Origin of the sequence: Mesorhizobium sp. M0145 (genome assembly GCF_040322355.1) — a bacterium.
Taxonomy (GTDB): domain Bacteria; phylum Pseudomonadota; class Alphaproteobacteria; order Rhizobiales; family Rhizobiaceae; genus Mesorhizobium.
Genome location: NZ_JAMYTK010000002.1, coordinates 382,984 through 395,364 on the forward strand (window position 1 = coordinate 382,984; position 12,381 = coordinate 395,364).

12 protein-coding genes are annotated in these 12,381 nt (G+C 62.3%); 5 read left to right on the top strand and 7 right to left on the bottom strand.

Translation table 11 applies throughout. The annotated features are described in order from the left end of the window. Positions 1–2: 2 nt before the first annotated feature. Positions 3–740, bottom strand: a complete 738-nt coding sequence (locus NKJ28_RS06805; protein ID WP_352634683.1) for a hypothetical protein — start codon at positions 738–740, stop codon at positions 3–5. Positions 741–968: 228 nt separating this feature from the next. Between NKJ28_RS06805 and proC the strand changes: the two genes are divergently transcribed. Continuing rightward, entirely contained in the window at positions 969–1,784 is an 816-nt protein-coding gene (gene proC / locus NKJ28_RS06810; RefSeq protein ID WP_023677429.1) for a pyrroline-5-carboxylate reductase, read from the top strand. A 147-nt stretch (positions 1,785–1,931) separates the two neighbouring features. Here the strand turns inward: proC and NKJ28_RS06815 are convergent, their stop codons facing one another. Then, on the bottom strand, positions 1,932–2,090 hold the full coding sequence (locus NKJ28_RS06815; protein ID WP_352589246.1) for a hypothetical protein: 159 nt from the start codon (positions 2,088–2,090) through the stop codon (positions 1,932–1,934). Then, complete coding sequence (locus NKJ28_RS06820; protein WP_352634686.1) at positions 2,083–3,408, bottom strand: NAD(P)H-dependent oxidoreductase; 1,326 nt, start codon at positions 3,406–3,408, stop codon at positions 2,083–2,085. The genes NKJ28_RS06815 and NKJ28_RS06820 overlap by 8 nt, the downstream gene beginning before the upstream one ends. A gap of 164 nt (positions 3,409–3,572) precedes the next feature. Here NKJ28_RS06820 and NKJ28_RS06825 point away from each other — a divergent pair, with 164 nt between their 5' ends. From NKJ28_RS06825 to NKJ28_RS06840, 4 genes are all read left to right on the top strand, one after another. After that, positions 3,573–4,919, top strand: coding sequence for a pilus assembly protein TadG-related protein (locus NKJ28_RS06825; RefSeq protein ID WP_352634689.1), 1,347 nt, complete (start codon positions 3,573–3,575; stop codon positions 4,917–4,919). A 26-nt stretch (positions 4,920–4,945) separates the two neighbouring features. After that, positions 4,946–5,365, top strand: a complete 420-nt coding sequence (locus NKJ28_RS06830; protein ID WP_352571642.1) for a TadE/TadG family type IV pilus assembly protein — start codon at positions 4,946–4,948, stop codon at positions 5,363–5,365. Then, positions 5,355–5,759, top strand: a complete 405-nt coding sequence (locus NKJ28_RS06835; RefSeq protein ID WP_352571643.1) for a TadE/TadG family type IV pilus assembly protein — start codon at positions 5,355–5,357, stop codon at positions 5,757–5,759. The genes NKJ28_RS06830 and NKJ28_RS06835 overlap by 11 nt, the downstream gene beginning before the upstream one ends. Positions 5,760–5,933: 174 nt before the next feature. Further along, positions 5,934–6,815 (top strand): YihY/virulence factor BrkB family protein, encoded by an 882-nt coding sequence (locus NKJ28_RS06840; RefSeq protein ID WP_352634691.1) that lies wholly within the window; start codon positions 5,934–5,936, stop codon positions 6,813–6,815. 114 nt (positions 6,816–6,929) lie between these two features. On the opposite strand, the gene NKJ28_RS06845 is transcribed toward NKJ28_RS06840, so the two are convergent. From NKJ28_RS06845 to NKJ28_RS06860, 4 genes are all read right to left on the bottom strand, one after another. Continuing rightward, on the bottom strand, positions 6,930–7,691 hold the full coding sequence (locus tag NKJ28_RS06845) for a glutamine amidotransferase (protein WP_352634693.1): 762 nt from the start codon (positions 7,689–7,691) through the stop codon (positions 6,930–6,932). An 86-nt stretch (positions 7,692–7,777) separates the two neighbouring features. Continuing rightward, positions 7,778–8,779, bottom strand: a complete 1,002-nt coding sequence (locus NKJ28_RS06850; protein WP_023677420.1) for a rhamnose ABC transporter substrate-binding protein — start codon at positions 8,777–8,779, stop codon at positions 7,778–7,780. A 46-nt stretch (positions 8,780–8,825) separates the two neighbouring features. Next, entirely contained in the window at positions 8,826–9,815 is a 990-nt protein-coding gene (locus NKJ28_RS06855; protein WP_023677419.1) for an ABC transporter permease, read from the bottom strand. Next, on the bottom strand, positions 9,812–12,370 hold the full coding sequence (locus NKJ28_RS06860; protein ID WP_352634695.1) for an ATP-binding cassette domain-containing protein: 2,559 nt from the start codon (positions 12,368–12,370) through the stop codon (positions 9,812–9,814). Before NKJ28_RS06860 ends, NKJ28_RS06855 begins: the two co-directional genes overlap by 4 nt. Between the last annotated feature and the right edge of the window lie 11 nt (positions 12,371–12,381).

A 12,381-nucleotide genomic window follows, 5' to 3' on the forward strand; every position in this document is an offset into this window, starting at 1 on the left:
GCTCAGAAATAGCGGCGGCGCGCGCGGTTTTCGGTGAGCTCGCGAACGACCTCGCGGAATTCGCGCAGGCTGGCGCGGATTTCCTCGATCTGGCTTTGCTGATCGGCGGCTTCCGAGGCCTGATTTGCCTTCCTCGACCAGGCCTGAGTATGGGCCGAATGCGGCGGCGTGGGTTGCTGCGGATAAGGTGCCCGACCGGCATAGAGCGGCTGCGGGTGGAACGCAGGTGGCATCGCTGCGGTGGAATTTGTCGCGGCGGAAGTCTCACCGGACGCCATCTCCTCCGGCGCTCTGCCAGGCATGAGCCGGCTCAGCGCCGACAACACGGCACCGATCGGACCAGGACGTTTGGTACGCGCGACCTCGACCGGCTGAGCGGGAGGCGGCGCTGCCCGGTATGCTGCGTGATCGGCGGAACCGGCATCGGGGCCGCCAAGGGAGCCAGCGGGGTCGAAAACCCCATCGGCAGCTGCAGCCTCTTCCATCAGTATGGTGCCGGCCTTTGGCTCATCAGGATCGGGCTGGCTTATGCCGGCGGCTGCCAACAGGATCGGACTGGCACACGCTTCGCGGCGCGAGCGGGCAAGACGATGGCGTGTGGCGGCATCCTCGCGCCATGACGGGCCTGCGCGGTCCTCTAGCGAAACCAGCGATGCTTCGTCCTCGCCGCGCACCGCCTCGACGAGCGACAGCAAGGACTGCTCGTTCCTCCAGTGTTCACGATTTTTCCTATAAGCCATGGTTTCTGGAGCCTTCCCCTCGGGCTGGGACGTAGCGACCGCCACTGGTTAAGCGATGCTAAACAGGCATAGGAAATAAAAGGTTAATTTGGTCGCCGCGCGGCTGCGCGACTACATACGCATCCCAACCGCAAGGTCGGGGTTTCCGCCTGATCACGGTCCCAACAGGGCTTCCCCGCCCTGCCGCGAACGTCTATGGGGAAGCCATCTCAATATGGGAGGCTTTCGATGACGGTCAGGCTTGTTCTCGCCGGTTGCGGCAATATGGGCTACGCCATGCTCTCGGGCTGGCTGAAAGCCGGCAAGCTGGCTCCGGCGGTGGTGTTCGTGGTCGAGCCCAATGCCGAGTTGCGCAAGCGTGCCGAAGCACTGGGCTGCGCTGCCGGCGCGGATGCTGGCGCCATACCGGCCAACGCCGTGCCGGCCCTCGTCGTCCTTGCGGTCAAGCCACAGGTGATCCGCGACGTCACGGCTGGCTACATCCGCTTCAACGATGGCCGAACCACTTTCCTCAGCATCGCCGCCGGGACGCCGGTCGCCACGTTCGAAGGCATTCTCGGCGACCGCGCGCCGATCGTGCGCTGCATGCCCAACACGCCGGCGGCAATCGGCAAGGGCATGATGGTGGTGTTTTCCAACAGGCTGGTTTCCGAGGACACCAAGCGTTTTGTGGCCGACCTGCTTTCGGCGGGCGGGCAAGTGGCCGATATCGATGACGAGGGCCTGATGGACGCGGTGACGGCAGTCTCCGGGTCGGGGCCGGCTTATATCTTCCATTTCATCGAAGCGCTGACGGTGGCAGCCGAGAAGGCCGGCCTGCCGACCAGGACTGCCAAGCTCTTGGCAATGCAGACGGTCTACGGCGCCGCCTCGCTGGCCGCCGAAAGCGGCGAGGAGCCGGGCGTGCTCAGACAGCAGGTGACCAGCCCCAACGGCACCACGGCTGCGGCCCTTGCAGTACTGATGGGCGAGGACCGGCTGACGCGCCTGCTCACCGAGGCGGTGGAAGCGGCGCGGCTGCGGTCGATAGAGCTGGGGAAGTAGGGCTTCTGGGGGAGCCGGTCGGCGGTGATGGTCGACCGTTCCTTTCGGCAATAGCAACCGGTAGAAAAGCCGTTACGCGGCGTTCCTTCGCGCCCTCCACTGTCCTGCCGACATCAAAATCGCGATAGCCTAGAATGTCGACAGATATCAGCGATGTCCCCACAAGTCGTCGATCTCGTCCTTGTTCACGGGCCGCCCGTCTTTGCCGGCTTTGGCTTTGAGATCATCGGCAATGGCCGCGAGCCGCTCTGCCAGAGAAGGGCGTCCATTTTCCCGCTTCAACTCGGATTCACGGACCTCAGCCATCACCAAGATTCCCATACAGCATCTCGTCCTGCAGCCGGCGCAAGGCGAACAGCCCGGTCGTCGGGTCGGGCGCGGCATTGTCGGCGGTGAGCAATTCGCCTTTCCTCACCGGTTTCAGCACCTTGCCGCCTTCGAGCAGACCGACCGGCACGGCGCGATGGGCGCGGGCCTGTTCGACGGTCATGGTCCAGGAGCGGTAGCAGGTCTCGCCGATCGCATCGAAAACCTCGCCTGCCGCCAGATCGCGCTTGGCCACGGCGCAGACCTCGGCCACCGGCCGCGGCAGCGGCACCATGTCGGGCTTGCCGTAAAGCGCGATGCGAGCGGCCGTCAGCGGCACTTCCAGCGAGGTCAGATGGTAGGGTCTGAAGAAGCTGTAATAGGGACCGTGGCCGATATGCAGATCGTCCATGCGCTCGATGATGCGCGGATGCGTCGCCTCGACGATGACGAAGACCCCGGGCGCCACGCCCTTGCCGACGGTGTAGTCGACGACGCCCTTCTTCGACAGAATGCCGCCCTGCTCGCGCGGGATCAGCACCTTGACCAGCTCGTCGCGATCGGCCTTGGGCCCGTGCATGCCGGGAACGTCGGGCACCAGCCCGGTGGCGTTGGCAATGGCGCACATCTCGACCATGGTTTTCGAGCCGTCGACGAACTCGACCAGCATGCGCGGATTCATGTTGCGGCGCAGCGCCTCCTCGCGGTAGTCGTCGGGAACGGCGTCGTGGTTGAGAGGGTTGTTCTTGCCCTTGCCGGCGGAGACGATGGTGTAGCCGAGCGCCGAAGCGAACTCGATCAGCTCCATGCAGCTCGACGGCTCGTCGCCAGCGCCGACCGAATAGACGACGCCGAGCCGGTCGGCCTGCTGCTTTAGATAGCAGCCGATGGTAACGTCGGCCTCGACATTCATCATCACCAGGTGCTTGCCGTGCTGCATCGCCATCAGGTCGAAATCGGCGGCGACCCCGGGCTTGCCGGTGGCATCGATGACGACATCGATGAGCGGATTGGTGACCAGCATCTCGTTCGAGGTGATGGCGATCTTGCCGCTTTCGATCGCCTGGCTGACCTTCGAAGCGCTGTCCGCTTCGGCTGCCATCGCCTGGTCGCCATAAGCAATGCGGATGGCCTCACGCGCCGTATGCGGGCGGCGCGTCGAGATCGCGCAAACCGAAATGCCCGGCATCAGCATGCCTTGCGTCACCAGGTCGGTGCCCATCTCGCCAGAACCAATGACGCCGATGCGCACCGGGCGGCCTTCCGCGGCACGCTTGGCAAGATCGCGGGCAAGCCCGGTCAAGGCGACATTGGTCATACTGGAAACGTCCACTGCTTTTTGATTTGAAGCGGGAATAGCAGGGAACGGCAACCCATTGCCAATCGAAACCGGCCGCGGCGGTCTTTTCTTGCGCATGACCCCGGAAACCAGAATTGTTCCTATGAAGACATGCACCCGGCCGAAGGACTAACGAGGGTCCTGTGGCGCCAAAGGCCCGCGTTGAAGCGGCGGAACGGGCCGTTAAGCCCGGATGGATCGCAGCCAAGAAATGTACGGAAATTCTTAGTCATTCTTTTATGCAATCCTGCTTTAATAGGGAAATGGACTGGCGTGCCCGCATTTTTAGGTGTTTTTTCCGCGCTATGCGACCGATCGGCGAGAGCGGCAACGTTGCTACTATTTTTGCTCTGTCTTTGCCGATTGTCGTCGGCGGTGCGGGCCTCGGTATCGAGACTTCCTATTGGTATTACAGCAGCCTGAAGCTACAAGCGGTGGCGGATGCGGCGGCCTATGCTGGCGCTTTGGAAAAGGTTTCGGGATCCGACACGCCAAAGATTGTCTCCGCAGCGACAGCGTCAGCGACCACGAACGGCTGGGGACCGTCAGCAGGTACAATAGAGGTTTTCTCGCCTCCGTCAGCCGGTCCAAATGTCGGAAAAAAGGCGGTTGAGGTAGTCGTTCATCAGAACCTCGATCGGTTCTTTACGTCGATATTCACGCAAAACGCAGTTGGCGCACAAGCAAGGGCGGTGGCTCTTATTACGGATGCTTCAAAAGCCTGCATTTTGACGGTCGATCCTTCCGCTTCGAAAGCGGCGCTCTTTTCCGGCAGTTCGACCACAAAACTGACAGGCTGCTCCGTCATGTCGAATTCGATAGCTCCGGACGCCATCAAACTTCAGGGATCGGCAAGCCTTGATGTCGATTGCCTGATATCGGCAGGCGGTGTTTCGTTGAGCAACGTCGTGAAGACCGTTTGCGCCAGCCTGATAACTCAGGCGCTGCCCGCTGCTGATCCTTTTGCCGACCTGCCGGCCACGAACCCTTGTCAAAACGGCAATCAGTCAACCTTGCAACCTGGAACATACTGCAAGGGGCTCAGCTTGAGCGGCAATGTAACCCTCTCGCCCGGGATATACGTCATTGAGGGAGGCGATTTCAAAGCGAGCTCGAATGCAAATATTTCCGGCGAGGGTGTCGTCATTTATCTGGCCGATACCTCCGGCGTTAGCATGAACGGCACGGCGACCGTCAAGCTCAGCGCACCGACGTCGGGCACCTATTCAGGTGTGCTGTTCTATGGCGACAGAGCCAACCTGGCGGGATCCAACACGTTTAATGGCACGGCGGATTCGCTATTGACCGGCGCTCTGTATTTTCCAACACAGGGCGTCAATTATCTCGGCAATTTCTCGGGCAAAGGTGGTTGCACGCAGGTCGTCGCAAGTACCGTGCAATGGTCCGGCAACGCAAACATCATTCAGGATTGCACGAGCCTTGGAATGCGAGACATTCCGGCCACGCAAACCGTTCAGCTTGTCGAGTAGTTTTCGTGGATCGGCTACAAGTCCGGATGTTCCGGAGTGATTCGGGTGTTGCCGCGGTAGAGTTTGCGCTGGTTCTGCCCATCCTTTGCCTGGTACTTCTTGGCATCATCGACGGCTGGTCTTTTGTCTCGAGCGCATTGTCGATGCGTGCAGGCGTCAAAACCGCGGCGAACCTCGTGATGCAAGGAGCAGTCGAGGATACGACCATCCAAGCTGTCGCTCTTTCGAGCTGGGAAAACCATCCTGATGGCGCGCAGGTGGCAGTGAGCCGGAAATACATGTGCGGGAACATCGTGGCCGATCCATCGGTCCTGTGCGACACTTTGAAAGCCCCCTCGGTCTTCCTCGTAATACAGGCGACAGCCACCTGGTCACCGCCCTTCAGTTTTGGCGCGTTTTCCCTCTCGCGCGAACTCAGTCATCAACAGGTGATTCGTGTCCGCTAAGTCGAGAGCTTTCACGGGGGATGCATCAGGCGGAGCTGCATTAGAGTTCGCGCTGATCGCGCCTTTTCTGATAATGCTTTTGATCGGCATCTTTGCATTCGGCTGGGCTCTGAATGCTATGTCGAGTGTTCGGTACACGCTGGAAACGTCGTCACGTGCGCTGCAAATGAAGAACTCGCTGACTCAGGCCCAGATCCAAGCCATTGCCACGGAAAAATTACTGGATTTGGGATTGAAAGACGTCGACGTAACAATAGCAATCGACGTCGCCAGCGGCGGCTTTCGCATGGCACATCTGACCGCCCAATATGCGTTCGTGATCGAGTTCCCGTATTTCAACCGATATCCGATACATTATCAGACAACTGTCACAGTTCCCCTGATTGCATCGTGAGCACGTCCCCGGCCAGTCGAGCGGCACCTTTCGCAGGATGTTCGCTGCACGCCGCCTTTATAGGCGATCGCCTTGTACAGCGTGCCGTTGCCGGCTTTGTTCCGGCCGAGCCCCCACCCCTCGCCTAGCGCTGCGCCGCCGCTACTTGTTTGTTGACAGGCATGCGAGGCCTACATGTGGAATTTGGCAGCAGAGGGCTGGAGGCTCCTCAAGCAGAGCGTCATCGGCTTCATCGACGACAATGCGCTGAGCCATGGGGCGGCGATAGCGTTTTATGCCACGACCTCGCTTGCGCCGATCCTGCTCATCGTTGTCGCTATTGCCGGCATGGCCTTCGGGCACGAGGCGGCGCAACTCGCCCTTTCGGCACAGATCGCTGGCCTGATGGGGCCGCAAAGTGCCGAGCTGCTGCGAGCTACGATCGAAAACGCCTCGCAGAAGGAAGCCGGAACCCTCGCCAGCATTCTGGGGCTGGTCACGCTGTTCGTCGCCGCATCCGGCGTGTTCGGCGAGATGCAGCTGGGGTTGAACGAAATCTGGAAAGTCAAACCGAGCGGGGCAACGATTTCACGAATGGTTCGGGCACGCATTGCAAGCCTGGGCCTGGTCGCCGCCCTCGGTTTTCTGCTCTTGGTGTCGCTGGTCGTAAGCGCTGCAATTTCGGCGCTCGGAGAAGTCATCAACGCCTACCTGCCGTTCGGCACCATCATCCTGAGCACCATCAACGGGATCGTCTCGTTTGCCCTGATCACGCTGCTGTTTGCCGCAATCTACAAGGTGCTGCCGGACCGCAGCCTGCAATGGCGCGATGTCGGCATCGGCGCCGTGGTCACCGGGTTTCTGTTCACCATCGGCAAGTCGCTGATTGGCTGGTATATCGGAACCAGCGCCATCTCATCGTCATACGGCGCGGCCGGCGCCCTGCTCGTCGTGCTGTTATGGGTCTATTATTCGGCCGAGATATTTCTGCTGGGCGCCGAATTCACGCGAGCCTATTCGGTTCGACACGGCAGCCGGTCCGATTTGAAAAACAAGGTGGAATCGCATGACAAATGAGTTCACGCCGAAATTCGACCTGGCCGGCAAGGTGGTGCTGGTTACCGGCGCCTCGCGCGGCATCGGAGGCAGCGGCAGGCGGACTGCAGTGGTCAAACCTGGTGTCCAGCTTTCTCATTCATCGCCGGCGAGCCAACGGACCATGTTCGCCATCAGTCTTCCGTAGAACGGCCATCCGAGGAAATCCTGCGAGAGCCAATGCGGGCCGATATCGGTTGCCCAGGCAATCGTGCGGCCGCGGCCATGGCTACCGACGGCAAGGAGCGGCCAGTCGGTGCCGCGATGGTGGCAGGTCGCCAGAAGCCGGGACGAACCGTCGCGCTTGAATTCCAGCTTGTTCATGCCGAGAATCGGCGGCAAAGGCCCCTCCACCCCGGAAAAAATCGGATGTGACGACTGCAGGACGGAGGCCTGCAGTCCTTGCGGCACCTCCATGCCGTCGCAGTAGGGTAGGCAACGGACCGGCAGAACGTCCTCGACCGGGGTGTCGTGGAAACGCGCCGTCCCGAACATGCCCTGAAAGCCCATGTAACCGCCGGCCAGCATCAGCCCGCCGCCACCTTCGACATAGGCCTTGAGCACATCGAGGCGGTTGACGCCGACACGCCCGGCGCGGGCATCCGGCGTCACCAGCAATGTCAGGGCACCGACGTCGGAGATCACCACCGCCTGATATTGGGCGAGCCCATCGAGATCATAGGGAAACTCCGCGCTGCAACGCTCGCCGCCGATCTGCGTGACGGCGATGCCTTCAGTGGCCAGCGCGGCATTGAAGGCCGTCGCACCATTTGTCGAGGCCGCACTTGTAAGCACGTCGCTGCCGATGGCAACCGAGGTCGTCGCTGCAAAGGTTTCGCCTGCAAGCAATATCTTCATTGCCGCCCCGCACTGTTTTCATTCGAGAGGTTTTTAGGAAGGGCGCCGGATGGACCGGCGCCCCCTAGAACTCAAGCTCTATAGGATCAGAATTTGAACTCGGCCAGATTTTCGGGAGTCACGATCTTGGCCGGACCAAGGATCAGTTCGCCGCCGGCGCCAATCGTGTATTCGCCGAGCCTGCCTGCCGTGAACTTCTCACCCTCCTTGCCGGTGATCTTGCATTGCGCAAACGCCTGGGCCGTCTGATAAGTAAGATAGCCAAGATCGGTGACGTTCCACCAGATATCCTGAGCCGCTTCGTCCTTGATGTATTTCGAGATCAGAGTGGCCGGCGCGAGCCCGGTCAGCTTGACCTTGCCGATCATGCCCGCTTCCTCGAGTGCACGCGCGGCCGCCGGAAGGCCGATGCCTGCCGGGACGATGATCACCTTGAGATCGGGAAACGCCTGCACCAGCGCCAATGCCTGCTGCTGGTTGATCTGTTCGCTTTCTTCGCCATAGGCCACCTGCACCAGCTTCATTTTGGAGAACTTCGGCTCGGCCGCCATCTTCGCCTTCATGAAGTCGATCCAGGCATTCTGGTTGGTCGCCGTCGGCGTCGACGACAGGATCGCGAATTCGCCTTCACCGCCGCTGAGGGCGAATGCACTTTCGAGCATCATCTCGGCGAGGCTGTCGCCCTTCACCTGATTGACGAACACCGCACGCGCATCGGCGGCCACATCGGAGTCATACGAAATCACCCTGACCCCCTGCTGAACGGCGCGCTTCAGCGCAGGCGCGACGGCATTGGCGTCGTTGCCGGCAATTGCGATGACTCCGACCTTCTGCGACACGAGGCTGTTGATGAATTCGATCTGCGCCTCGGCGGTCGCCTGCGATGGGGCGACCTGCGTAGCGGTGCCGCCAATTTCCTTGGCTGCCTCTTGTGCGCCTCCGAAGGCCACTTTGAAGTAGGGATCCGTGTCGAGCTTGGGCAGGAAACCGACCGTTACGGGTTCCTTGGCGCACTCCTGGCTGAAGGCCAGCGAGCTTGGCGCAAGCAGAACCGCGGATGCGAGCAGGGCTAATCTAAACGCTTTCATTGTGACTCCTCCGTCAAAATTCGGGCTTGAAGGAAGGGGCCCGAGATCACCCCTTTGTCTCGCGCATTGCGCGGGATCTGCTGAGCATCTCCTGTGTGGAGCGCCAGTAATTGCCGACCAGCAGCGAGCCGATCAGAAGCAGGCCGATGATCATGCCCTGCGCGTCGCCACCGATCTGGTTCAGCGCCAGCACGTTGCGGATGATGGCGATCAGGACCAGTGCCAGCATGACGCCGGTCAGGCGGCCCTTGCCGCCAAAGACGCTGACGCCGCCGAGCAGCACGATGGTGATGACGTCGAGCTCCATGCCGAGCGCATTGTTGGCGCGGGCGTTGGAAAGGCGCGCGGTATAAACGATGCCGGCTATCGCCGCGACGACGCCCGAGACGACGAACAGGTTCAGCACCATCCGGCGCGTGTTTATGCCGGAATAGCGCGCCACTTCGGGGCTGCCGCCGAGCGCGTAGATGCGCTTGCCGGTCGGCGTCTTCTGCAGCACGACCGCAAACACCGGCGCCAGCACCAGGAAGGGCACGATGGTCCACGGTATCTCGGTGCCAGGCAGGTTGTTGATGCCGAAATCGACGAGCGCGGGCGGCAGGATGTTGACCGAGCCGGTGCCGAGCAGGATGTAGCCAATGCCTCGGTAGAGCGCCATGGTGCCGAGCGTCACAACCAACGACTGCAGTCCAAGGCCCGAGACCAGATAGCCGTTGAAGGCGCCGAGCAGGCCGCCGATGACGAGCGTCAGCGGGATTGCGGCAAGCGTCGGCACACCGGCCTGGACCAGCAAGCCAAAGACGACGGAGGTCAGCGCCAGCACCGAGGCGATCGACAGGTCGATCTCGCGGGTGATGATGAGCAGCGTCATCGGCAGGATCAGCAATGCCTTTTCCGAGGCGCTGGCGGCCAGTTGCGAGAGATTGAAGCCGGAAACGAAATTCGGCACGAAGATCGCGGCATAGAGGAAGATGGCCACGCAAGAGGTCGCCAGCAGCAGATCCCAGAAGTCGATCGAACGGAGGAACTTTTTCACCGCGCCCTCGCCTGTCTTGCCTGCTCGGCACGCCGCACGATGAAGGTGTCGATGCCGATGGCCACCAGGATAACCAGGCCGTAGACGCCCTGCAGCCACAGCGGGTCGACGCGCACCAGCGTCAGCCCGTTCTTGATGACGAGCAGCGTGAGCGCGCCGAGGATGATACCGAGCAGCGTGCCCGAACCACCGCGGATGGCGACGCCGCCGACCACCGCCGACGCGATCACGGTGAGTTCGAAGCCGAGCGCGACGCGGGCATCGATGGTCGCATAGCGCGATGCCCACAGCGCACCGCACAGGCCGCCGAGCAGGCCGGCCATGCCAAAGGCCAGCAGAATGCGCCGGTCGACGGGGATGCCGATCAGACGCGCGCCGTCGGGATTGGAGCCGGCGGCGAACAGTTCGCGCCCGATGGCCGTGCGATAGAGCAGCACATAACCTAGGCACAGGATGACGATCGCGATGACGACGATCAGCGGCACGCCGGCGATCTTCAGGCCGGTCATGTCGAGCCAGGCTTGCGTGACTTCGTCGGCGCTGATCTGGTCACCGGCTGCCCAGATCGAGTTGAAGCCGCGGAAGATCGACATCGAGGCCAGCGTGACGACGATCGCCGGGATCTTTCCCCTGGTGACGACGAGGCCGTTGATCAGGCCGGCGACGCCACCGACGGCGCATGCGGTTATCAGGCCAATGCCGATGTCGAGCCCTGGATAGGCCTGGACCATGCTGGCCGCCATGTAAGCCGACAGGCCGATCACCGCAGCGATCGAAAGGTCGATGTTGCGGGTGATCAGCACCAGCATCTGCGCGAGTGCTGCAACGACGAGCAAGGCGGCATCCATCGACACGGCGGTCAGGTTTGCAGCGCTCACCATGCGCGGGTTGATGATGGTGACCGGGATGGCGACCGCCAGCATCGCGGCGAGCAGACCGAACTCCCGCCGCTTCAGTATGTCGAGCGGTCCTTTTCTCTTCTCCTCGCCGGCGGCCTGTGCCGCCGCATCGGCGCTTTCGCCGGCCTTGGTCGCTGCTTCCAGCACCTTTTCCTGAGTGGCTTCGCCCCTGCTGAATTCGGCCGTCCGATGGCCTTCGCGCAGGACGATGACGCGGTCGCACATGCCGATGAGCTCGGGCATTTCGGAGGAGATCAAGATAATGGCCATGCCTTGCGCGGCAAGGTCGGCGATCATCGCATGCACTTCCGCCTTGGTGCCGACATCGATGCCTTGCGTCGGCTCGTCGAGGATGAGGACGCGCGGTTCGGTGCGCAGCCATTTGGCCAACACCACCTTCTGCTGGTTGCCGCCGGACAGTTCCTTTACCGGCTGCGCGTAGCCGGAAAAGCGAAGCTTCATGCGCTTCAGCCAGTCCGAAACCAGATTGATCGCGCGGTTCGTGCCGTAGAAGCCGGAGCGGGCTGCCTTGTCGAGGACTGGCAGCACCGCGTTGTCGAGGATGGAAAAATCCATCACCAGGCTCTGGCCCATGCGGTCTTCAGAGACATAGGCGATACGCGCACCCATGGCGTCGCGTGCCGACGCGAAGCGCACAACTTCGCCGTCGATCAGGATTTCGCCGGCATCGGGCTGGTCGATTCCGAACAGCACGCGCGCGATCTCGGTCCGCCCGCTGCCGACCAGGCCGCCGAGCCCGAGCACCTCGCCGGCATGGAGCTTGAGGTCGATATTGGAAAAGCCACCGGCGTGCGAAAGCCCCCTCGCCTCCAGCACCAGTGCGCCGGTGGCGTGGCTTCGTTGCGGATAGAGGTCGGTGACCTCGCGGCCGACCATCATGCCGATGGCGGCGGCGCGGCCAAGCTCGGCCCTCGGCTTGACACCGATGAGACGCCCGTCGCGCAGCACGGCGATGCGGTCGGCGATGCGGAAGATCTCGTCCATGCGGTGGCCGACGAACATCATCGCCACGCCGTGCAGCCGCAGGTCGGCGACGACGGTGAACAGCCGCTCGACCTCGCGCTGCGACAGGGCGGCCGTCGGCTCGTCCATGATCAGCACCCGCGCGTCGAGCGACAGGGCGCGGGCGATCTCGACCAGTTGCTGTTCGGAGGTGCGCAACGTTCCGAGCCGGGTTTCGGCCGGCACGTCGAGGCCGGCTGTCGCCAGCACCCTGCGCGCGCCGGCAAGCATGGCGGCGTTGTCGATGCCGCCGAAGCGGTCGCGCGGCATATGGCCGAGATAGATGTTCTCCGCCACCGAAAGATGAGGGAAAAGACCGGGGTGCTGGTGCATGACCGAGATGCCGGCAGCCTGGGCGTCGTGCGGCGAATGGAAGACCACAGGCTTGCCATCGACTTCGACATGGCCGCCGGTCGGGAGATACACGCCGGCCAGCAGCCTTACGCAGGTGCTCTTGCCGGCGCCGTTTTCGCCAAGCAGAGCCAGCACCTCGCCTGAGCGCAATTCGAAGGACGCGTCCTTGAGGGCAATCGTGCCGCCGAAGGCTTTTGTCGCCTGAACCAGGGCAACGGGGACAGCCGCGTCGCTCTTCACCATGGCGTCGGCTTCGCCTAATGCGCCCAAGTGCAGCACCTTTCCTCCCT